This window comes from Haloarcula sp. 1CSR25-25, assembly GCF_032027985.1.
GTDB lineage: Archaea > Halobacteriota > Halobacteria > Halobacteriales > Haloarculaceae > Haloarcula.
This window is the reverse complement of sequence record NZ_JAHYBW010000001.1, coordinates 478,165-499,591: the sequence shown is the minus strand read 5'-3', so window position 1 is coordinate 499,591 and position 21,427 is coordinate 478,165. Positions and strand designations below refer to the sequence as shown.

Sequence of the window (21,427 nt, the reverse complement as noted above, 5' to 3'; positions counted from 1 at the left end):
TTGGTCTCCCACGGACAAAACCCGCTCGCCCACAGGCATTTAGCCGACGCGAGTGTGAGTCCGGATATGGACGGCGTCGTACTCGCTGCCGGCGAAGGGACGCGGATGCGACCGCTCACTGCGGACAGACCGAAGGGACTGGTCGAGGTGGCCGGACAGCCGCTGCTGACACACTGCTTCGACACGCTGCTGTCCGTCGGCGTCGACCGCCTGGTCGTCGTCGTCGGCTACCGCGGCGACGACATCGTGTCCCGCTACGGCGACCAGTACCGGGACGCGCCGATAGCGTACGTCCGGCAGGACGACCGGCTGGGGCTGGCTCACGCGCTCGAACAGGCCAGGCCCGCCGTCGACGGGACCTTCGTCGTGCTGAACGGCGACAACGTCTGCCGGGCGAACCTGGCTGCTGCGGTCGAGCGTCACCGCGAGACCGACGCCAGCGCGACGCTGCTCGTCGAAGACGTACCGCGGGCCGAGGCCAGGTCGACCGGCGTCGTCACGACGGACGACGAGGGACGGGTGACCGGCCTCGTCGAGAAGCCGTCGGACCCGCCGTCGACGCTGGTCACGCGGGGCTTTTTCGTGTTCGACCCGGCCATCGGCCACGCCTGTGCGCTGACGCTGCCCTCCGAACGGGGCGAGTACGAACTCCCCGACGCGGTCGACCTGCTGTTGAGTGCCGGCCACCGCGTCGAGGCGGTCGAGCTCGACGGGTGGTGTCACAACGTCAACGAACCGGACGACATCGACGCGGTCGAGAACCGGCTCGCGTGACGGCCGCTGCCAGGCGACACCGCGCGCGGACACAGTGACAGAACACCGAAGGGGTTCCACCCCAATACAGGGATATGACAGCCGTTCGACCGCTCGTGCTCGTCGCGCTCGCTGTTCTCGTTTCGCTGGCGGGTTGCGGGGCGCTGTTCGGCAGCGGCGGGGCAGAGTCAGAGGCGACGGTGACACCCGCCGACGTGCCTACAGAGGGGCCACAGACGGTAGATTCGGCAGGGGCCGGTCGGGAGTACTGGGGGAACGTCTCCGTCGACGCCAACCGGTCGGTAGTGACACAGCCGCGGGTGCTCGAACTGCGGCCGAACTGCGAGCGGCCGCCGGGCCTGGTCGTCCACATCCAGGTGCTGGCGCTCCGGAACAACGACCCGGCGACGAACGAGGGCATCAACACGACCTGGCAGTTCGCGTCCCCGTCGAACCGGGACCTGACGGGACCGTACCCGAACTTCGTCCGGACCATCCAGAGTGGATTCGAGCCGGTCCTGAACGCGACGGGCGTTCGGTACGGGCCCCTCGACCGCGACGGCGACACCGCCTCACAGCCGGTGACGGTCGTGGACGCGAACGGGACGACGACGAGCTACCGATGGACGGTCGAAAAGCAGGACGAACCCCCCTTCGAGGGGTGCTGGATGACGGCGGGCGTCGCGCCGGCATAGCCCGCCATCGCGGCGAACGAGAGGGCGCCTGCACCGGCAGTCCGAACTCTGCTGGCGGATAGCTTCGGCAAACAGAGCAACAGAGCCGATCAGTGCCCTGGAACGTGCAGTCTCAGAGGCGATAAAAGCGTAAGACTCAGCGTATCGACCGACTACCGTTGGCGTATGCACCATCCAGGCCCGCCGCGGTTCGCCACCGTCGGCGAATCGGTCGAACTGGCCCCGCGCCGGCCCGACCCCGACATGGCTGCCGAATGGCGGTTAGTCGAGCGGCCGGCGGCGAGTACGGCGACGCTTGGCGACGGGTCAGTCTGTCACCTCGAACCCGACGCGCCGGGGGTGTACCGGGCGGCGGTGTCCACAGCCGATGAGACACACGAGCAGGTCGTCCGGGCGTTCCCGAGCGTCACCGAGACAGTCCGGTTCAGCGTCACGGCGGACGATTTCGGGCACGACGGGACCCTCGCCGTCGCGGACCGCGCCATCGTCATCGGGAAATTCAACGACTTCACGATGGGGACACACTGGGCCGAGCGCGACGGCGACGAGTGGGTCATCGAGGCCGACCTGCCGCCGGGGACCCACCACGCCACCTTCAGCTTCGACGGCTCCTTCGACGCGACCGCGACCGACGAGGTCACCGTCGAGGGTCCCGGCCGTCCACGGGTCGAACTCACCGGCGAAACCGCGGACGGGGACCTCGTCGTCTCGGCGGACGCCCGCGCGGCCCCGTCGGGGAGCGCGCCGGGAGTCGAGTTCCATCTCGACGGCCGCGACGCGCTGGCGGAGTCGGCCGTGACCATCGACGGCGACGAACTCCGGGTGCCAGGTGAGGCCCTGCCCGAGACGGCCCGGATTCACGCGGTCGCCGTCGCCGAGCGCCACAGCGTCGCGGACACGCTGGTCGTCGAGCACGACGGCGGGAGCGGGGATATGGACGGGGACGGCACAGTGACCGTCTCACGGCCGGCCGACCCGCCGGCCTGGGCCGCCGACGCCACCATCTACGAGATATTCGTCCGGTCGTTCGCGGGCGAGACCGTCGACGCCACCTTCGAGGCCATCGAGCGGCGGGTCCCGTACATCGAGTCGCTGGGCGTCGACGCGGTGTGGCTCACGCCCGTTCAGGCGAGTCCGACCCACCACGGCTACCACATCACGGACTTCTTCGACACCGCCGCGGACCTGGGGACGCGCGCGGAGTTCGAGTCCCTGGTCGAGCGCCTCCACGACGCGGGGATTCGGGTCGTCTTCGACCTGGTCATCAACCACAGCTCGCGGGACCATCCGGCCTTCCAGCTCCACCGGGCCGGCGTCCCCGAGTACGCCGACCACTACGAGCGGGTCCCGGCGTCACAGGACGTCTCCGACATCGACTGGGCGGGGACGGACGCGCCGGGCCGCTACTTCAACTGGACGCGGATTCCGAACCTCAACTACGACTCGCTCGCGGTGCGGCGCTGGATGCTCGACGTGGTCGACGAATGGCGCGACGTGGTCGACGGGTTCCGCTGTGACGTCGCCTGGGGCGTATCACACGGCTTCTGGAAGGAGGTCCGGGAGCGGGTGAAAGCCGCCGACCCCGAGTTCCTGCTGCTCGACGAGACGGTCCCGCGCGACGCCGACTTCGCCGAAAACGAGTTCGACCTCCACTACGACACGGACCTGTTCGAAGCGCTCCGTGACATCGGGACCGGCGGCGCTCCGGCGTCGTCGCTGTTCGAAGCCCTCGACGAGTCGGTCGAGCGCGGCTACCCCGACCGTGCCGGCCACATGCGGTACGTCGACAACCACGACGAGGGCCGCTACCTCGCCGCGTGCGGCGCCGCGTCGCTTCGGGCGGCTGTCGGAGCCACCCTCACTCTCCCCGGGACCCCGATGATATACGCCGGCCAGGAGCGGGGCGTCGAGCGACAGCGCGGGACGATGCGCTGGCACGACGGCGACAACGCACTGACCGACTTCCACCGACGGCTGGTGGCGCTGCGTGCGGACCAGGCCCCACTGCGCGCACCCGAGGTGCGGCCGGTCTCACACTCCGTCGAGACGGGCGAGACGGAGGCAGTCGTCGCCTACGAACGCAGTGACGGCGACGAGACGCTGGTCGTGGTCCTGCACTTCGGCGACGGGACGGCGACGGTCTCGCTCGAAACGCCGGTCGGGGACACCGACCTTCTCGGCGGCGACTCGGTCACGAGCGACGGGACGATACAGGTCGACGACGTCGTCGTGCTGCCGACGGGTAGCCGATAGGTGACGACGGGAACCCGCGACGCCGGCTTCGAGGGCGTCTCCCGGCTACACAGCACCGAAACACAGTTATCCGCCGCCCGTACCAGATGTGAACAGATGGACGATTCGACTCTCAGGGATAGGCTGGGGCAACTGGGCCTGTCGGAGAAGGAGGTCGACACGTACCTGTCGATTCTCGGCAGCGGCGAGGCGACGGCCAGCGAGATCGCCGACGACACCGGCGTCTCCAAACGGTACGTCTACAGCATCAGCGAATCGCTCGAAGACCGCGGGTTCGTCGAGGTCGACGACCACGTCGTGCCCACGAAGATTCGCGCCCGGCCACCCGAGGCGGTCATCGACGCCCTGACCGACCGACTCGAAGAGATGAGCGGGCCGCTCGATTCCCGGTACTCCGCGAGCGCGCGGGAACCCCAGCAGTTCGATGTCATCAAGTCCCGGGTGACGGTCGTCAAGCGGCTCACTGAGTACATCAGGAACGCGGAACACGAGGTCATGCTGTCGATTCCCCAGCAGTACCTCCCCGAGGTCTCGGAGGAACTGGCCGCGGCCGTCGACCGCGGCGTCCTCGTGATGCTGGTCGTCAGCAGCGCCGACGACCTGCACCCCGACGACGTGAGCGGGCTGGCCTCCGTCGCCCGGTCCTGGGACCAGCCGATGCCGATAATGCTCACCGTCGACGCCCAGTTCGGCCTCGTCTCCCCGGCCGAGATGGTGACACGGACCGACTCCGACCAGCGCGCGATTGCCTTCGTCCAGCAACAGCTCGTCCCGGTGCTTTCGGGGTCGTTCCTCGGGAACTACTGGCTGATGGCCACCGAGATAGCCGTCAGCGACCCGGCCCCGCTCCCGGCCACCTATCACGACTTCCGCCACGCCGTCCTCCAGGCGACGCTGCACCTGCGCGCCGGCCACGACGTCCACGTCTCCGCCGAAGTGCGGGCGGTACAGGCCGACGACGATACCACCATCATCGAAGGGGCCGTCGTCGAGACGAAACAGGGCGTGGTCGAGCCGGAGACCAGCTCCTACCCCATCGAACACACGCTGCTCGTGGACGTCGGCGACCGGACTGTCTCGCTGGGCGGCTCGGGGTCGTTCATCGAGGACTACGAGACTGACGAGGCCACGCTCTCGCTGGCCGAGTGACGGGACACGTGCGACCAGCGGAGCCAGAGCGGCGGATAATCACTATCAGTTGCGCTGGCTCGGGTCCGGCCAGCGGTAGATGACGTACGTTTCCGACTCCGGGTCGTCCGCGGGGTTCCAGACGAGGCGAAGCGTCGCATCGCCCAGGTCCAGATGCGCCCCGCCACCGGTCCCCGAAAAGTGTCCCTGATGTATCGTGACCTGGGTCCCCGAGGTAATTCGCGTCGGCGCCTGGGCCTGAATCGGGTCGGTGACCAGCGTCGCGTCGCTGCCGTCGGAGGTCCTGGCACCGGAGACGACGACGGTGAGATTGTCCCTGGAGACGGTTTCACCGCTCTCGAAGCTGAGGTTCAGGTACTCCCCATTGCCGGTAGTCCGGTCGCTGTAGTCGGCCACGACAGCGACCTGGGGGGCCTGCGTGGGCTGTTGCTCGCTGAAGCCGAGCGCGAACACGCCGATGGTTGCGGCGAGAATCGCGACAATTCCGACTAGTATGACGACGCCGATAACCGGGCTAACGCCCCGGTTTCGCTCGTGGGCCCGACTCATTGCACACAGATGGGAACTGGGTGTGTAAAAGGCACAGCGTCGGCTCAGCGCTCGATATCCGACCGTGACACCGCCCGGTTACGCCGTCGGGAACAGCGTCCCGGGGAGCTCGCCGGGCAGTTCGTCACGGTCGTGGGGAGCCTCGAAGTCGGGGTCGGGACCCATCGGGACGATGCGCTTCGGGCTCACGTCGGGGTGGGTGGTGTAGTAGTGCTCCGTGATGTGGTCCATGTGCACCGTCTCGGCGACGCCGGGGAGCTGGTAGAGGTCCCGGAGGTACGGCCAGAGGCTGTCGTACTCGCGGATGAGCCTGTGGTTGCACATGAAGTGGGTGTGATACACCTCGTCGAAACGGACGAGCGTCGTGAACATGCAGATGTCCGCCTCGGTCAGGCGGTCGCCGGCGAGGAAGCGCTGGTCCTCGAGCACGGCGTCCCAGTGGTCCAGCGCGTCGAACAACTCCTCGGCGGCCTCGTCGTAGGCCGACTGGCTGTTCGCGAAGCCACAGCGGTAGACGCCGTTGTTGATGGGCTCGTAGATGTCGTCGATGATGCGGTCGACCTCGTCCTGGTAGCCCTCGGGGTAGAGGTCCACGTCGTTCTCGGCCACGTCGTCGAACTCGGTGTCGAGCATCCGGAGGATTTCCCTGGACTCGTTGTTGACGATGGTCTCCGCCTGTTTGTCCCACAGCACCGGGACCGTCACGCGACAGGTCGCGTCGGGGTCGGCCGCGACGTAGACCTCGCGGAGGTAGTCCGCCCCGTTGACCGTATCCGGCGTACAGCCCTCCTTGTCGGGCGTGAACTGCCAGCCGTCCTCGCCGCGGAACGGGTCGACGTAGTCGACGGTGATGGCGTCTTCGAGTCCCAGGAGCGTCCGGGCGACCAGAATCCGGTGGGCCCACGGACAGGCGCGGCAGGCGTACAGGTGGTACCGGCCGGCCTCGGGCTGGAACCGCGCGCCGGGGTCGTCCTCGATCCGGTCCCGGAAGGTGGTGTCCTGCCGGTCGAAGGCCCCGTCCTCGTCCGTGCTCTCGTACGCGTCGGTCCGCCACTCGCCGTCGACGAGCATATTCATGGTATCATTGGTACGCGTGCGAAGCCTAAAAGAGCGCGGTGACAGCGGTGTTACCGGACCAGCACCGGATTTCACAGCGAGCCGAAAACAGGTGTTGCAGTCACCACAGCAACGGTCAATTCGGGGCCGCAGCCGCTGTATGCGACACCACGGCACGCCGCCGGGCGGGTTCGAAGCCCTTATTGGGCCGCTCGGCGACGTATTCTCCAAGAGTACCTATGTCGGACAAACCCGCCTCAATGTACCGGGACATCGACAAGCCCGCGTACACCCGACGTGAATACATCACGGGCATTCCCGGTTCGAAAATCGCACAGCACAAGATGGGCCGCAAGCAGAAAGACACCGAGGACTACCCGGTCCAGATCAGCCTCGTCGTCGAGGAGACCGTCCAGCTGCGCCACGGCTCCCTGGAGGCCGCCCGTCTGTCGGCCAACCGCCACATGATCAAGGAGCTCGGCGAAGAGGGCGACTACAAGATGACGCTGCGGAAGTTCCCCCACCAGGTCCTGCGCGAGAACAAGCAGGCGACCGGGGCCGGGGCCGACCGTGTCTCCGACGGGATGCGCGCCGCCTTCGGCAAAATCGTCGGCACCGCCGCCCGCGTCCAGGCCGGCGAGCAGCTGTTTACCGCCTACGTCAACGTCGAGGACGCAGAGCACGTCAAGGAAGCGTTCCGCCGCGCATACAACAAGATCACACCCTCTTGCCGTATCAAGGTCGAACGGGGAGAGGAACTGCTGATTGCGTAAGTCAGTCAGAAACGTCCTCTCGCCGTTCGCAGAGCGGGGAGAGGAGCTGCTAATCGCGTAAGTCAGTCAGGAACGTCCTCTCGCCGTTCGCAGAGCGGGGAGAGGAACTGCTGATCGCGTAAGTCAGTCAGGAACGTCCTCCCGCCGTTCGTAGGGCAGGACGACCGCTAGTCGCCGCCCCGACCCCGCTTTTCGGCGGCGCTCCGAAGGACAACGAGTCACGTCTGAATCGCGGGACGACGCACTCTGAGACGCCGCCTTGGTGCATGCTACCGTCCCCCACAATGTTCTTGCACCCGTCCAGCGTATCACCTAGCATGGTACTCCGACTCGTACTCCTGGCGCTCGGTGTCCTCGAACTGCTCCGGCCGCGGAAGGTCGTCGACTTCTGGATGGGGCTTGCGGCGACGAACGGCGACGAGATAGACCTGCGGCCGTGGGTGTACAGCGCCGCTCGCGTCGAGGGTGCACTGCTCGTGCTGTGGGCGCTCCGGCGGAGTCGTGGCGGCGAGTGACTCGGCGGCAGGGAAGGGACCCACCGCTCTACACGTACCGGTGCTGACAGCGGTCTCCGCTACGTGTCGCCGGACAGTCGGACCGTCAACACCGGCGGGTCCGCCGTCCGGACGACCTTCTCGGTGACGCTTCCCAGCAGAAATCGGTCCAGGCCGCTCCGGCCGTGAGTCCCCATGACGATCAGATCCACGCCCGCGGTGTCGGCGTAGTCGAGAATCTCCCCGTACGGGTCGCCCATTCGGCGCTCGGCGACGACAGTCGCGCCGTGGTCCGTGACGTCGTCGACTGTCTCGTCTATGACCTGCTCGGTCCGTTCCTGTAGCGATTCGATGGTCGTCGCTTCAGCCGCAGCGCTCCCGAGATACGTCGAATCGACGACAGAGAGCACGTGAATCGTCGCATCGTGTGTCTCCGCCAGTTCGAGCGCGTGTGCAAGCGCTTCGTTCGCGCCGTCACTTCCGTCCGTCGGAAAGAGGATGTCGTCGTACACGCGTGGTCTATTTTCCCGATTATACTTAGTAATTATCCGATAAGTCAGGTGAAAGTTGAGTGTTTATCCACTATTCCCTCTATTTTGTGGTTGGGGCGGAGTGCGGCACGCGACAAGGCCAGACTGTGTGGCTGCGAGCGTGTTTTATTTCTCCACGACAACTGAAACCATGCACAGGCTGGCCGTCGCCACGGACGCCGAGACCTACGAGCGGATGCAAGGACCGCTGGCGGCCCGGGACATCGAGGTGGGCCACGTCGAGACGGCCGAGCGGACGCTACCGCTTGCGGAGTCTCCCTTCGACGAGTACGACGTGGGCTTCGTCTATCCGTCCCGGATTATGGAGGGGGCAGTCGCGGACGCCATGCTTGACGTGCCGTGGGTCAACGACCGCGAGGCCATCCTCCGCTCGCGGAACAAGGCCGACGTGTTGGCGCGACTGGGCCGTGCGGACGTTCCCGTGCCCGGGACCGTCGTCGTGTCGAACCCGGCGAGCGAGGCCGAACTGACGGCGGCGTTCGAGCGGTTCGACCCGCCGGTGGTCGTGAAGCCGAACTCGACGACCCGCGGCGTCGGCGTGGCCAAGGCCCACGACCTGGATTCGTTTCTCGGCGTCGTCGACTACCTGGACCTGGTCCACGACTACCGTGCGGTCGGCGACCAGTCGTTTCTCGTCCAGGAGTACATGGCCGACGCCGCCGACTACCGCGTGATGGTCGTCGACGGCGAGTACGTCGGCGCGGTGGAGCGACGGCTCCCCGAGGCGAGCCGCGAGCAGGGCCGGTGGAAGCACAACGTTCACCGCGGGGCCGAGGCCGAAGGGCAGGAACTGCCGGCGGAGCTACGGGAACTGGCAGAGGAAGCGGCCGACGAGCTGGCGATTCCGTACCTCGGCGTCGACCTGCTGGTGACCGAGGACCGCGCAGTGGTCAACGAGACGAACGCCCGCCCGACGATCGACTCGGCGACGAAGTACGAGGACGGCTTCTGGGACGACCTGGCGACGCTGATTCGGAGAACAGCGGAGCGGTAACGAAACAGACCGTGCTGTTGCTCGTGCGAGGAGAGTCAGAAACGCGTGTCGGGCGCGCTACAGTTCGATGTCCGCGGAGTCCTCTTCGGGGTCGAAGGTGACTTCCAGGATGCCGTTGTTGTACGTCGCGGCGGCGGAGTGTTCGTCGACACGGGTCGGGAGCGTCAGTCGTTCGTGGTACTCGCGCTCCGGGCTCTCGGCGTTGATGGTGAGGACAGTGCCGTCGCACTTGAGGTCTATCGCGTCCTTGTCGACCCCCGGGACGTCGGCGATGACCCTGATCTCCTCGTCGGTCTCGTGTACATCGACGTGGAGGTCGGCCCCACCGCCATTGGCGTCCCGGTCGATGTGGACGTCGCCTTCGGCCCCCATCATCTCGTCCATCATCCGCTCTATTTCCCGGAAGAACTCGTCGAACGGGTCGTCACTGTCATCGCGTCTCATTCCTACTGGTCTGTACGCCCGTCCGTTTCAAAAGCCTTCGGACCAGTTCAGCCCCCGCTCCACCGACGCCGTCGAACGGGCACTCTGACACGAACGAATACTATCACTATTAATCATTCGTGCCCGAACACGCATAAACAAACACAAATTTACAACAAATCCGAAAACATTTTACACCGACCGAGTGCCTCTCTAGTCACCAATGAGTGAGCCAGTTCGCGTCGGCCTCAACGGCTTCGGCCGTATCGGCCGGAACGTATTCCGGGCATCGTTAGCAAACGACAACGTCGAGGTCGTCGGTATCAACGACGTGATGGACGATTCGGAGATCGACTACTTCGCCCAGTACGACACCGTCATGGGCGAACTCGAAGGCGCCAGCGTCGACGACGGGGTCCTCACGGTCGAGGGGACCGACTTCGAGGCGGGCGTCTTCCACGAGACCGACCCCACGCAGCTCCCGTGGGAGGACCTCGACGTGGACGTGGCCCTCGAGGCGACCGGTATCTTCCGCACCAAGGAAGACGCGAGCCAGCACCTCGACGCCGGCGCCGACAAGGTCCTCATCTCCGCGCCGCCGAAGGGCGACGAGCCGGTCAAGCAGCTCGTCTACGGTGTCAACCACGACGAGTACGACGGCGAGGACGTCGTCTCGAACGCCTCCTGTACGACCAACTCCATCACGCCGGTCGCGAAGGTGCTGGACGAGGAGTTCGGAATCAACGCCGGCCAGCTGACGACGGTCCACGCCTACACCGGCTCGCAGAACCTGATGGACGGCCCGAACGGCAAACCCCGCCGTCGCCGCGCGGCTGCGGAAAATATCATCCCGACCTCGACGGGTGCCGCGCAGGCGGCCACCGAAGTGCTGCCTGAGCTTGAAGGGAAGCTCGACGGGATGGCCATCCGCGTCCCGGTGCCGAACGGCTCCATCACCGAGTTCGTCGTCGACCTCGACGACGACGTGACCGAGAGCGACGTCAACGCGGCCTTCGAGGAGGCCGCCGCCGGCGAGCTCGAAGGCGTGCTGGGCGTCACGAGCGACGACGTCGTCTCCTCCGACATCCTCGGGGACCCGTACTCCACGCAGGTCGACCTGCCGTCGACGAACGTCGTCTCCGGGATGACGAAGATTCTCACCTGGTACGACAACGAGTACGGCTTCTCGTGCCGGATGCTCGACGTGGCCGAGTACATCACCGAGTAGTCGTCCAGCCTTCGTCCAGTTCCAACAGAGAACAGGTTCCAGCGGTTGTTGGCAGACCGCCCGAGTACACAGAGAGCCAGCCCCGGGCGACTGGGGACTCTGTGTGCCGGCGCAGTCAGCCGTGTCCGCAGTCGGCATCCCGTGACCCGGCGACGACTGCGTGCAGCGGGCCGCCTATAAATATTCTATCACTTCTCTCTGTGTCAGCGGCTGCGGTTCACCCGGGGGCGGACTCGGAAACCGTTAAGCGGACGGCAGGTGACCTTGTGAGTGATGACCTTCCAGACGCTCGACGACCTCGACGATGGACAGCGCGTCCTCGTCCGACTCGACCTCAACTCACCGGTCGAGGACGGCGAGGTACAGGACAACCGGCGGTTCGACCGCCACGCGGAGACGATCAGCGAACTGGTCGACCGCGGGTTCGAGGTTGCGGTACTGGCCCACCAGGGCCGTCCCGGCAGCGACGACTTCGTCTCGCTTGCCCAGCACGCCGACATCCTCGCTGAGCACATCGACCACGACGTGGGCTTCGTCGACGAGACCTACGGGCCACAGGCGATTCACGACATCGCGGCCCTCGACAGCGGCGACGTGCTCGTCCTCGAGAACACGCGGATGTGCGACGAGGAACTACCCGAGGAGGACCCCGAGGTCAAGGCACAGACGGAGTTCGTCCAGACGCTCAAAGACGAGTTCGACGCCTACATCAACGACGCCTACTCGGCGGCCCACCGCTCACACGCCTCGCTTGTGGGCTTCCCGCTGGTGATGGACGCCTACGCCGGCCGTGTCATGGAAACCGAGTACGAGGCCAACACCGCCATCGCCGAGAAGGAGTTCGACGGGCAGGTGACGATGGTCGTCGGGGGGACGAAGGCCACGGACGTCATCGACGTGATGACCCACTTAGACGAGAAGGTCGACGACTTCTTGCTTGGCGGTATCGCCGGGGAACTGTTCCTCCGTGCCGCGGGCTACCCGGTCGGCTACGACATCGACGACGCAAACCTCTACGACGAGCAGTGGGAGAAAAACAGCGAGAAGATCGAGTCCATGCTCGAGGACCACCGCGACCAGGTCACGCTCGCGGTCGACCTGGCCTACGAGGACGACGACGGCAACCGCGCCGAGCAGGCCGTCGACGACATCGAGGAGAAGACCGTCTCCTATCTCGACGTGGGCAGCGAGACCGTCATGGAGTACTCGCCGGTCATCCGCGACTCCGAGGCAGTCTTCGTGAAGGGCGCCCTGGGGATGTTCGAGGACGAACGGTTCTCGGTCGGAACCGCCGGCGTGCTCGAAGCAATCGCCGACACCGACTGCTTCTCCGTCGTCGGCGGTGGCGACACCTCGCGAGCCATCGAGATGTACGGGATGGAAGAAGACGAGTTCGGCCACGTCTCTATCGCGGGCGGGGCCTACATCCGGGCGCTGACCGGCGCGGACCTGGTCGGCGTCGAAGTGCTCCAGCGCTAACTGCGGCCTTTCGTCTCCGCGTGTCGCAGGTCCCAGTCGTTGCGTTCGTCGGGAACGTCGACGACCCGTCGCGTTTCGGTCGGTTCCGTCCGTGCGTGGCGGGCAGTCCAGTCGGGGTCAGCGTCGGGCGTGGCTGCCATACACCGCGTTACCAGCGGCGGGCGTAAATTCCTTCCGCCCGGAGTTTGTAAATAATTTACTCGATTTCGAGTCTACGTTACGTCGTCGGGAAGCGAAGTGCTTTCCGCGGGCCGTGCCGTATCTGGGGTATGTTCACCGGAATCGTCGAGACGACCGGCGAGGTGCAGGCAGTCATCGATGACGAGGGCGGGCGTCGGATGCGGATCGGCGCGCCGTTCGAGGGACTCGACCACGGCCAGTCGATCAGCGTCAGCGGCGTCTGTCTCACCGTCGAGAAGTCGGCCGACGGCGAGTGGTTCGAGGTGTTTCTCGCTCGGGAGACGCTCGCCCGGACGTTCTTCGACGACCTCGACGGCGGTGACCGGGTGAACCTCGAGCGGGCGATGCCCGCCGACGGCCGGTTCGACGGCCACATCGTACAGGGCCACGTCGACACGACGGCCGAAGTCGTCGGCATCGAACAGGAAGGGGAGGACTGGACGTTCACCTTCTCGCTGCCCGAGGCACACCGGGATTATCTGGTCGGGAAGGGGTCGATAACGGTCGACGGCATCAGTCTGACAGTCGCCGACCGTCGCACCGACGAGTTCGACGTGGCGATCATCCCGACGACCTACGCCGAAACGACGCTGTCGGAGAAGTCGGTCGGCGACCCGGTGCATCTGGAGGTCGACGTGGTCGCCAAGTACGTCGAACAGCTCGTCTAGGGGTCGAACTCGGTCTGTTCCGGGTAGATTCCGGTCTCGTCCTGGTCGGCGTGAGCGCTGTTGTACGCCCGCCGGTAGGCGTTAATCTTCTTCAGCAACAGCAGGCCGAAGACCGAGTCGTACACGATGACGAAGCCGAAGAAGGCGACGAGGAAGTCGACGTTGTAGACGCCCGCCAGAATAGCCGTCACCGGGCTGGAAAGCGTGTTGTAGACGGCGTGGATGACCGAGGCGATGAGGAGCCCCTTCAGGACGATGGGGCCGGCGTCGTCCGGGTTGAACTTCGCCAGGCCGAGGTAGTAGCCGGCGAAGGCAGAGTAGATGACGTGGCCCGGCCCCGCGAGCGCTCTGACCGCGGTGATGTCGCTGCTCGCGGCGAGCAACTGCACCGTCCCGCCGACCATCTCGGTGTTCTGGGTGATGTACAGCGCGTTCTCGATCGTCGCAAAGCCCAGGCCAGCGATAGCCCCGTACACCGCGCCGTCGACGACGGCGTCGAAGCGGTTGTCACGGAAGGCGTACAGACGCACTGCAAGCAGCTTCACCGTCTCCTCGACGGGGCCGACGATGAGGAAGAAGAAGAACACCTGGCCGAGAAACGGCACCAGGCCGAAGCCAGAGCCGATAGCCTGTATCGGCGTGCCGAAGACCCCGTTGAGAATGCCGGCAAAGCCGGCGAACAACACGCCGAGGAGGAACGTCCCCACGAGCAGCGTCAGCGGCTCCTGCGTGGTCACGTCGGCGTGGTAGATGTAGGCCGCGAGCCCGAGTGCCGGCACGGCAGAGAGGATGGCCATACCGGCAAACAGCGGCTGGTCGCCGACGGCGCCGAGGCTCCCGAACGCCACCTGCAGGAGGAGAATCGCGATAGCTGCGAGGACGACCAGATACCGCAGCGTGCGTATCCCGATGTGGTAGAGCCAGTGGGCGAACCGGTCCAGCGCAGACCGGGGTTCCCAGGTCGATATCTCGTAGAGGTCAGCAGACCCGTCCGTGTTCACCTCGACCGGGTCCTGCCGTCGCTTGCCCATGTCCCACGTCAAAAGCCCGTCTCACCTAACCGTTTGGTTCGACTACATCCGGGCGGGTGCCGGACCGAGGCGTGGACGACACCGGACAGGCCAGGACACACCCTGACAGCACCGCACACTTGCAGGATACGAGAGGCTTTTCGCACGGGCACACCAACAGTAGGCTATGACGCTACGCGCGGGTGTACTCGCGGTTCAGGGCGACGTCTCTGAACACGGGGACGCGATCAGGCGGGCGGCAGCGGCCCACGACCAGACCGCAGAGGTCGTCGAGATACGCGAATCGGGGCTGGTCCCCGACTGCGACGTGCTGTTACTGCCGGGCGGGGAGTCCACCACGATTTCGCGGCTCATCCACCGGGAGGGCATCGCCGGCGAAATCCAGGCTCACGTCGAGGCCGGCAAGCCGGTGCTTGCGACGTGTGCCGGGCTCATCGTCAGCGCGACCGACGCCCAGGACGACCGGGTCGACACGCTGAACGTCATCGACGTCTCCGTCGAGCGCAACGCCTTCGGGCGACAGAAGGACAGCTTCGAGGCCCCGCTGGATGTGGACGGGCTCGACGACCCGTTCCCGGCGGTGTTCATCCGCGCGCCGGTCATCGACTACGTCGGCACGGACGTCGAGGTGCTGGCGGTGTGGGACGACCGCCCGGTCGCGGTCCGTGACGGGCCGGTCGTCGGCACGTCCTTCCACCCCGAACTGACCGAGGACCCGCGTATCCACGACCTGGCCTTTTTCGACTCGGTGGAGTCGTAGCGACGGCCTGAAGGCCCCGCTGACCGAACGGCGGCTATGAGCGACGACACCGGCGACGTTATCGACGAGCTGTTCGCTGTCATCGAGGACCGCAAGGCGAACCTCCCCGAGGACTCCTACACGGCGTCGCTGTTTACCCACGAGAAGGGCGAAAACGCCGTCCTGGAGAAACTCGGCGAGGAGACGACGGAGCTGATTCTGGCAGCCAAAGACGACGACCGCGAGGAGTTGGCCCACGAATCGGCCGACATCGTCTATCACCTGCTCGTTTTGCTGTCGATGAAGGAGATGGACGTCGACGAGTTGCGGGCGGAACTGGCCGAGCGGCGGTAGGACACTGAGCGGCCAGGTGGAGGCCCTCTGTAGCGGGAGCGGAAGCAGGCCGCCTCGCGCGCTCCGTTCGCAGGTCGCGAGGCCTGCGGGTTCACCGGCGGCGACCCGTCGTGGTGAAAGCGGGCTTTTCGCTGTCGGCCACGTCGCGGGCTTTGCCTGTGTCACGTAGGAACTCTCCGGTGCCTGAGCCGATACGATTGCCCGCGACGCGGTCAGCCCGCTTGCACGCCGGCGTTGACTGCCGGGCGTCGCCGTTCGTCGCGGTGCTACTCCTCGACGGGCGCGAACCGATGCCGGACGACCTCGCTGTCGTCGTCCCACTCGAAGCTCCCGTGGACTCGTTTCATCCGTTCCTTGTACGCGTCGAGGTCCTCCGACCCCTCTCGCTGCGCGTCCTCGTCGGTTATGTCGCCCAGCGTCCGGTGGGTCACGTCTGTCACCTCGAACTCCGTGCCGTCGATCTCGAAGGAGTCGCCCTCGTCGGCGTACTGGTGGCCGCGGTGCATCTGGGTGACCCGCCCCTCGGCGGCCAGCTGCTGGACGTGGTCGTTGGGAAGGATCTCACCGGCGTCGATGTGTGCCATACCCAGACTGCGGTCGGGACGCTCAAAAACGTGACTCGCAACAGTTTGGGGCGCGATTGAACGCGCTTTTACGCTCCGGCCGTCAACAGGACATATGAGCCATCCCTTCGAGGGTCTGCCGACGACGCCTACCGCCGAGGAGCTCGTGGACAAAGCCTTCTCGCGGGCGTCGCGCGCCGGCGGGGCCAAGGACGGGAACGAAGCCCAGCAGTCGATGCTGATGACGGCGTCGAACATCGCCTCCGACAACATGGAGAACGTGGTGACCGCGTGGCCGACAATCGACGACCTGGACCCCTTCTACGTCGAACTCGCCGACGCCGTCGTCGGCGAGGCCTACCCCGCGGACGACGACCCCGGTATCGACGCCCTGAAACAGCACCTGTCGGAGATCTCGTGGGCCGCAAGCAAGGTCGTCGAGATCCGCCAGGAGTACGAGAGCCGCGTCGCCCGCGGTGATATCGACACTTCCCGGAAGCTCCGCAAGCAGGCCTTCGCCCGTATCGCCGACGTCGTCGAGGAGGTCGAAGACGACCTCGCCGCCGTATCGACCGCACACAACGCCCTCAAAGACATCCCCGACATCCGCCCGGACGAGCCGGCAATCGTCGTCGCCGGCTACCCCAACGTCGGCAAGTCGTCCTTTGTCAACCGCGTCACGCGGGCCGACAACGAGATTGCGTCCTATCCGTTCACGACGACACAGATTCGCGTCGGACACTTCGAGGACCAGCGCATCCGCTACCAGCTCGTCGACACGCCCGGCCTGCTCGACCGGCCGCCGGAGGACCGCAACGAGATCGAGTCACAGGCCGTGAGCGCGCTCGAACACCTCGCCGACGCCGTCCTCGTGTTCGTCGACCCCAGCGGCGAGTGTGGCTACCCGCTTGCGGACCAACTGGAACTGCGCAACGACATCGAGGCGCGTTTCGACGTGCCAGTGCTGACCATCGCGAACAAGAGCGACCTCTCGACGGACGTGGAGGCCGACCACTACATGAGCGTCACCGAAGATGACAACGTCGACGGCGTGTTGCAGGCCGCTATCGACGCGGTGGACTACGAACTCGAACTGCCGTTTGACGAGTAGCGAGACATAGCGAGACGCCGACCAACGGGAGGCGTCTCGATGACTCCGAGCGGGGAGCGCAGCGACCCGCGAGGACTGCGGTCATCACCGGGAGGCGTCTCGAGGACTGCGGTCATCACCGGGAGGCGTCTCGATGACTCCGAGCGGGGAGCGCAGTGGTGAGTAAGAACGGCTTATTCTAGCTCGTAGGTCACGCTGACGGAGGCGTCGACAGTGACCTCGCCGGGCTGGATGCTCGTCCGGCCGCCGGCGTCGCCGGCGTAGGCCGCCGTCTCGTACACGACGGGGCGTCCGTGGTTGCTGGTCTGAACCGTGACGGCGTCACCGACAGACCGACCCTCCGCAGCGGCGACGACCTCAGCGTCCGTCCGGGCGTTGTCCATGGCGGTCGTCAGGGCTTCTTCGCGGGCGTTCTGTCGCGTCGCCTCGCTCAGCGAGTAGCGTACGCCCTCGACGCGGTCCGCGCCGGCGTCGACAGCGGCGTCGATGAGCGTCCCGGCGGCCTCGACGTCACTCGTTTCGGCTTCGACGGTGTGAATCGCCACGTAGCCGACCTGTTCGCGGCCTTCTCGACTCTGCTCGTACTCGGGGCGGATCTGGAACCGCGAGGAGGTCACGTTCGCGCCCTCGTCTTCCAGCGCCGACGTGATGGCGTCGGCGTCGCCGCTGAGGTTGTTGCGCGCCGCCTCGGCCGTCTCGCCGCGGCCGACCGCGGCCACGGTGACAGTTGCGCGGTCGGGCGCGCGTTCGACGGTCGCGTCGGCGTTGACGCTCACGGTCGAATTCGTCGACGGTACGACGGCCCCGGTGTCCGCGAGTGCGAACCCGACGCCGCCGGCGACGAGCAGTGCCAGTACGCCAGCGATTGCGAGTGGTCGTGATGCCATATCAGCTGCAACGCGCCCAACGGTATTTATGTCACCGAACGTTCAAACTCCGCTTTGAGCGTCAGCCGTTCCGTTCGACGGTGACGTAGCGGACTTCCGTCGCAACGTCTCGGCCGGCCGCGTCGTCGGCCAAAGCGTCCAGTTGGTCGACGAGCAGCGGCTGCTCCGCGTCGGGCGGCAGACCGACGGTGACGATGACGCGGCGCGGCTGTTGAAAGATTGCAGTGTTAGTGTACTCGATTTCGACTGTCAGCACCTGTGCCGGCGGGTCGACGCTTCCTTGGATGGCGTCGCGGATGTCCGACTCCGTCGTCGCCTGCTGGTAGGAGTCGAAGGTGACCCCACCCAGGAACGCCGACAGGACGAGAATCGACAGGACGAGGACGCCGATTCGTTTGACAGTCGCCGACCGGGCGTCGCTCTCCTGGAACCAGTGTTCCGGGCGGTAGCCCTGGTACCAGAGCCCGACGAGGACCGCGAGGTTGATCGAGAGGACGTTCACCAGCAGGAGCACGGCGGACCCGAGGCTGACGAGCGGCTGCCCCCAGGCGATGCCGATGCCGACCGTGGCCGCCGGTGGGATAAGTGCGACGGCGATCATGACGCCGACCAGCGCCGTCGAGACGCCGCTCGTGAGGCTGACGACGCCGGCCGCGCCAGCGCCGAGCGCGACGATCAGCGAGAGGAAGTCCGGGGCGACCCGCTCGCGTATCTGGCCGACCGTGGTCACGTCAGCGAGCGGCGGGATGACGTTGGCGTACCGGACCAGCAGGGCAAAGACAGTCGCGCTTGCTACGGCGAGTCCGAGCCCGACAGCCTGGAGTTTGACGCCCTGGACGAACATCTCGTGGTCGTCGACGACGGTCCCGACGTTGGCGGTCATCGCCGGCCCGATGAGCGGCGCGATGACCATCGAGCCGACGACGACGGCCGGCGAGTCGAGCAGGAGCCCGGCGGTCGCGATAATCGCGCTGATAACGGTCATGAGCGCGTAGTTCGACATCGAGGGAGCGAGGTCGTTTGCCTTCGAGGTGAGTTCTTCTCTCGCAATGCGGTCCTCGTCTTCCTCCTCGGCGTACGTCTCCTCTAGCTCGTCGAACTGGCTGGAGATGACGGTGTTCGCGTCCACGACGACGGTATAGCCGTCTTCGTTGATGCCGACGTCCCGCAGGTCTTCGAGGACCGGTTCGAGCGCGTTGGTCGGGACCGGAAAGGTGACCACAGCGGTGAACTCCCGCCCGCTCGTCTCGTCGGTGAGTACGTAATCGATGCCCTCCTCGGTCAACACGCCAAGGACGGCGTCGCGCTTCCCGGTCGGAATCAGTATCTGTACCAGCCGCACGGCTCCGGGTGGGACTCCCGAGGGTAAAAAAGCGACTAGTCAGCAGGTCCCGGACTCAGGAGTGGGCTGCACTGTGGCCGTGACTCCCGGAACTGTCGGTCCCCGCGAAACGGACGCGCTTTTCCCCGCCGGCGGAGTATACGGGATATGTTCGAATCACGACCGGACCGGGACGCCGAGGTGGTGCTCGTCGGCCGGTCCAACGTCGGGAAATCGACGCTGATGCGGGAGATAACGGGCCATACGTTCGATACGGGCCAGCGACCCGGCGTCACTCGCTCGCCCAACCACTTCGACTGGGCCAGCGCCGACTTCGTCATCAGTGACCTCCCCGGCTTCGGGTTCATGAAAGGCGTCCCCGAAGACGTCCGCGAGGAAATCAAGACCGATGTAGTCCGGTACGTCGAGGCGAACGCCGAGCGTATTCTCGTCGGAATCCTCGTCGTGGACGGCAAGTCGGTCATCGACATCATCGACCGCCACTCCGGCCCCGACGAGATTCCACACGACGTTGAGATGTTTCACTTCCTCCGTGAGGTCGGCGTCGAACCGGTCGTCGCCGTCAACAAGATGGACAAGGTCGACGACAGAGAGGAGCGCCTGAACGAGCTCTGTGACCGGCTCGGACTGCACCCGCCGTGGCAGCAGTGGCAGGAGACTATCGCACCGATCAGTGCGAAACGCGGCGCTATCGAACCGCTGAACGAGGCCGTCCGGCACCACCTCCACGAGGCCCAGCGCGACGACCTGTTCCAGTTCTTTTAATCGGCGAAACCGTTCATAAGCTCACCTTATCCATATATCGCCCGTGTAATGGTCTCAATCCGGCGTTTTCGATCATGCCCTGTCCCAGGCCGCGTGTCCCACTCTCAACTACTATTTATACACTTAGAACGCACTTTAGTAGGTTGTTGCGTATATAACAATACACAGTAATCACTTACAGGGAAGAACGATGAGGCAGATAACTGCATATCTCGGTCCAGCGCTGGGCCAACACCTATCGAGGTGGCTATGAACCAACGCTCCTATGACTTCTTCGGCGAACTCGTCGTGACGGTTCTCGGGGACGGCGGGCGTACAAGCCGGCAGTACCGCAGGATGTTCGATCAGTTCGAGACCGACGCGCCCGCGGACGACCCCGACATCGTTATCGAGGAGACGACGGAGACGGTCCAGCCGGAGGTTGTCCTCGGCGACCCCGACGACCATTACGCCTGGACCGGCGACGAGTTCGTCATCCGAAACGGGACGGACTTCATGGCGGTCACGCCGGGCTGGCAGCGCATCCGGGTGACACGCGGCTTCGAACCGTTTTACTCGATCTACGCGGTCGAGTTCCGCATCCGACAGCAGCGGGCCGCGCGACAGCAGGCACTGATACACGCCTCGGGCGTGCGACTCGACGGCCAGACGACGCTGTTCCCGGCCTGGCGCGGCGCCGGCAAGACCAACACCTTGCTGTCGCTGTTGCGCGAGGGCGCGGACTTCCTCTCCGACGACCGGCTCTGGGTCGGCGCGGACGGGACGGCCGTCGGCTACCCGCTCGGTGTGAACCTCCAGCCGTTCAACATCGAGTCCTTCCCCGAGATAGAGCAACACCACGACACGGAACGGGACCGACTGCGCAGTGAACTCCACGAGTTCATCGACGAGCGAGTCGACAGGACCCAGTCGTTCCCGGAAACGGTGCTCAGCTTCCTCAACGACAGGTTCCTGGGCGACGACGGCCGGGATTTCACGAATATCTCGGACCTGTATCCGCGTGCAGAGCACGTCGAGCAGTCGACCGTCGACAACGTCGTGTTCCTCCAGGCCGCGCCGAACATTGACACGATATCTGTGGAAGGAATCTCGACCGAAACCGCGATGTCGGCCACCAGCGCAATCTGTAACTTCGAGTGGGACGGACGGCTCAGAGAGTACTTCCACGCCTACGACTCCCTCGTGGACGGCGGCTCGATGGTCGCCGCCCTCGATACGGTCGTCGAACAGGAACGGGCGGCGTTCCGGGAGCTGTTCGACGACGTCGAGACCTACCGCGCGCACATTCCCCGGAAGCGGGACTGGGGCGAACACAATCTCGACACCGCCATCGTCGAGGCCGTCGAATCGCTTGACTCACCGCGTGTGATACAGGCGATGGACTGAGACG

24 protein-coding genes are annotated in these 21,427 nt (G+C 65.7%); 15 read left to right on the top strand and 9 right to left on the bottom strand.

What is annotated here, in order from left to right:
* The first annotated feature begins 66 nt into the window (after positions 1–66).
* The 4 genes from KZ498_RS02385 to KZ498_RS02370 all read left to right on the top strand — a co-directional run bounded on the left by KZ498_RS02385 (position 67) and on the right by KZ498_RS02370 (position 4,850).
* Positions 67–774: a sugar phosphate nucleotidyltransferase gene (locus KZ498_RS02385; protein ID WP_312616468.1), complete on the top strand. Its 708-nt coding sequence runs from the start codon at positions 67–69 to the stop codon at positions 772–774.
* 74 nt (positions 775–848) lie between these two features.
* Positions 849–1,448 carry a DUF4864 domain-containing protein gene (locus tag KZ498_RS02380; protein ID WP_312616467.1) on the top strand — a complete coding sequence of 200 codons (600 nt, stop codon included), beginning with the start codon at positions 849–851 and terminating at the stop codon, positions 1,446–1,448.
* 165 nt (positions 1,449–1,613) lie between these two features.
* A complete protein-coding gene (locus tag KZ498_RS02375) occupies positions 1,614–3,701 on the top strand; it encodes an alpha-amylase family glycosyl hydrolase (protein WP_312616466.1) in 2,088 nt (695 codons plus the stop codon).
* Positions 3,702–3,797: 96 nt separating this feature from the next.
* The gene (locus tag KZ498_RS02370; RefSeq protein WP_312616465.1) at positions 3,798–4,850 is read left to right on the top strand and encodes a TrmB family transcriptional regulator sugar-binding domain-containing protein; all 1,053 of its coding nucleotides are present in this window, start codon (positions 3,798–3,800) and stop codon (positions 4,848–4,850) included.
* Between the two features lie 45 nt (positions 4,851–4,895).
* Here KZ498_RS02370 and KZ498_RS02365 read toward each other — a convergent pair whose 3' ends face one another.
* Positions 4,896–5,399 carry a type IV pilin N-terminal domain-containing protein gene (locus KZ498_RS02365; RefSeq protein ID WP_312616464.1) on the bottom strand — a complete coding sequence of 168 codons (504 nt, stop codon included), beginning with the start codon at positions 5,397–5,399 and terminating at the stop codon, positions 4,896–4,898.
* Positions 5,400–5,477: 78 nt separating this feature from the next.
* The gene (locus KZ498_RS02360; RefSeq protein ID WP_312616463.1) at positions 5,478–6,476 is read right to left on the bottom strand and encodes a glutathione S-transferase family protein; all 999 of its coding nucleotides are present in this window, start codon (positions 6,474–6,476) and stop codon (positions 5,478–5,480) included.
* A 218-nt stretch (positions 6,477–6,694) separates the two neighbouring features.
* On the opposite strand from KZ498_RS02360, the gene KZ498_RS02355 reads away from it, so the two are divergent.
* Both KZ498_RS02355 and KZ498_RS02350 read left to right on the top strand, forming a co-directional pair.
* Positions 6,695–7,228 carry a 50S ribosomal protein L16 gene (locus tag KZ498_RS02355; protein ID WP_312616462.1) on the top strand — a complete coding sequence of 178 codons (534 nt, stop codon included), beginning with the start codon at positions 6,695–6,697 and terminating at the stop codon, positions 7,226–7,228.
* Between the two features lie 317 nt (positions 7,229–7,545).
* A complete protein-coding gene (locus KZ498_RS02350; RefSeq protein ID WP_312616461.1) occupies positions 7,546–7,743 on the top strand; it encodes a hypothetical protein in 198 nt (65 codons plus the stop codon).
* A gap of 59 nt (positions 7,744–7,802) precedes the next feature.
* Here the strand turns inward: KZ498_RS02350 and KZ498_RS02345 are convergent, their stop codons facing one another.
* Entirely contained in the window at positions 7,803–8,234 is a 432-nt protein-coding gene (locus KZ498_RS02345) for a universal stress protein (RefSeq protein WP_312616460.1), read from the bottom strand.
* Positions 8,235–8,403: 169 nt separating this feature from the next.
* Here KZ498_RS02345 and KZ498_RS02340 point away from each other — a divergent pair, with 169 nt between their 5' ends.
* Positions 8,404–9,267 (top strand): RimK family alpha-L-glutamate ligase, encoded by an 864-nt coding sequence (locus tag KZ498_RS02340; RefSeq protein WP_312616458.1) that lies wholly within the window; start codon positions 8,404–8,406, stop codon positions 9,265–9,267.
* Positions 9,268–9,324: 57 nt separating this feature from the next.
* Here the strand turns inward: KZ498_RS02340 and KZ498_RS02335 are convergent, their stop codons facing one another.
* Positions 9,325–9,711 (bottom strand): Hsp20/alpha crystallin family protein, encoded by a 387-nt coding sequence (locus KZ498_RS02335; RefSeq protein WP_312616456.1) that lies wholly within the window; start codon positions 9,709–9,711, stop codon positions 9,325–9,327.
* A 202-nt stretch (positions 9,712–9,913) separates the two neighbouring features.
* Here KZ498_RS02335 and gap point away from each other — a divergent pair, with 202 nt between their 5' ends.
* Both gap and KZ498_RS02325 read left to right on the top strand, forming a co-directional pair.
* Positions 9,914–10,918: a type I glyceraldehyde-3-phosphate dehydrogenase gene (gene gap / locus KZ498_RS02330; protein WP_312616455.1), complete on the top strand. Its 1,005-nt coding sequence runs from the start codon at positions 9,914–9,916 to the stop codon at positions 10,916–10,918.
* 273 nt (positions 10,919–11,191) lie between these two features.
* Positions 11,192–12,397: a phosphoglycerate kinase gene (locus tag KZ498_RS02325; protein WP_312616454.1), complete on the top strand. Its 1,206-nt coding sequence runs from the start codon at positions 11,192–11,194 to the stop codon at positions 12,395–12,397.
* On the opposite strand, the gene KZ498_RS02320 is transcribed toward KZ498_RS02325, so the two are convergent.
* Positions 12,394–12,537 (bottom strand): hypothetical protein, encoded by a 144-nt coding sequence (locus KZ498_RS02320; protein WP_312616452.1) that lies wholly within the window; start codon positions 12,535–12,537, stop codon positions 12,394–12,396. The two genes, KZ498_RS02325 and KZ498_RS02320, sit on opposite strands and share 4 nt — an antisense overlap.
* Positions 12,538–12,666: 129 nt before the next feature.
* On the opposite strand from KZ498_RS02320, the gene KZ498_RS02315 reads away from it, so the two are divergent.
* Positions 12,667–13,245 carry a riboflavin synthase gene (locus KZ498_RS02315; RefSeq protein ID WP_312616450.1) on the top strand — a complete coding sequence of 193 codons (579 nt, stop codon included), beginning with the start codon at positions 12,667–12,669 and terminating at the stop codon, positions 13,243–13,245.
* On the opposite strand, the gene KZ498_RS02310 is transcribed toward KZ498_RS02315, so the two are convergent.
* Positions 13,242–14,276 carry a PrsW family intramembrane metalloprotease gene (locus KZ498_RS02310; RefSeq protein ID WP_312616448.1) on the bottom strand — a complete coding sequence of 345 codons (1,035 nt, stop codon included), beginning with the start codon at positions 14,274–14,276 and terminating at the stop codon, positions 13,242–13,244. The two genes, KZ498_RS02315 and KZ498_RS02310, sit on opposite strands and share 4 nt — an antisense overlap.
* Before the next feature lie 166 nt (positions 14,277–14,442).
* Between KZ498_RS02310 and pdxT the strand changes: the two genes are divergently transcribed.
* Positions 14,443–15,036, top strand: a complete 594-nt coding sequence (pdxT, locus tag KZ498_RS02305; RefSeq protein WP_312616447.1) for a pyridoxal 5'-phosphate synthase glutaminase subunit PdxT — start codon at positions 14,443–14,445, stop codon at positions 15,034–15,036.
* A gap of 36 nt (positions 15,037–15,072) precedes the next feature.
* Positions 15,073–15,369 (top strand): phosphoribosyl-ATP diphosphatase, encoded by a 297-nt coding sequence (gene hisE / locus KZ498_RS02300; protein ID WP_312616446.1) that lies wholly within the window; start codon positions 15,073–15,075, stop codon positions 15,367–15,369.
* Between the two features lie 266 nt (positions 15,370–15,635).
* Here hisE and KZ498_RS02295 read toward each other — a convergent pair whose 3' ends face one another.
* Positions 15,636–15,953: an ASCH domain-containing protein gene (locus tag KZ498_RS02295; RefSeq protein WP_312616445.1), complete on the bottom strand. Its 318-nt coding sequence runs from the start codon at positions 15,951–15,953 to the stop codon at positions 15,636–15,638.
* Between the two features lie 94 nt (positions 15,954–16,047).
* Between KZ498_RS02295 and KZ498_RS02290 the strand changes: the two genes are divergently transcribed.
* Complete coding sequence (locus tag KZ498_RS02290; protein WP_312616443.1) at positions 16,048–17,043, top strand: GTPase; 996 nt, start codon at positions 16,048–16,050, stop codon at positions 17,041–17,043.
* Between the two features lie 173 nt (positions 17,044–17,216).
* On the opposite strand, the gene KZ498_RS02285 is transcribed toward KZ498_RS02290, so the two are convergent.
* A complete protein-coding gene (locus KZ498_RS02285; RefSeq protein WP_312616441.1) occupies positions 17,217–17,930 on the bottom strand; it encodes an SIMPL domain-containing protein in 714 nt (237 codons plus the stop codon).
* A gap of 61 nt (positions 17,931–17,991) precedes the next feature.
* On the bottom strand, positions 17,992–19,272 hold the full coding sequence (locus tag KZ498_RS02280; RefSeq protein WP_312616439.1) for a TIGR00341 family protein: 1,281 nt from the start codon (positions 19,270–19,272) through the stop codon (positions 17,992–17,994).
* Positions 19,273–19,419: 147 nt separating this feature from the next.
* Between KZ498_RS02280 and engB the strand changes: the two genes are divergently transcribed.
* Together engB and KZ498_RS02270 are read left to right on the top strand one after the other, a co-directional pair.
* Positions 19,420–20,037, top strand: a complete 618-nt coding sequence (engB, locus tag KZ498_RS02275) for a GTP-binding protein EngB (protein WP_312616437.1) — start codon at positions 19,420–19,422, stop codon at positions 20,035–20,037.
* A 249-nt stretch (positions 20,038–20,286) separates the two neighbouring features.
* A complete protein-coding gene (locus KZ498_RS02270; protein ID WP_312616435.1) occupies positions 20,287–21,423 on the top strand; it encodes a hypothetical protein in 1,137 nt (378 codons plus the stop codon).
* The last annotated feature ends 4 nt before the right edge of the window (positions 21,424–21,427 follow it).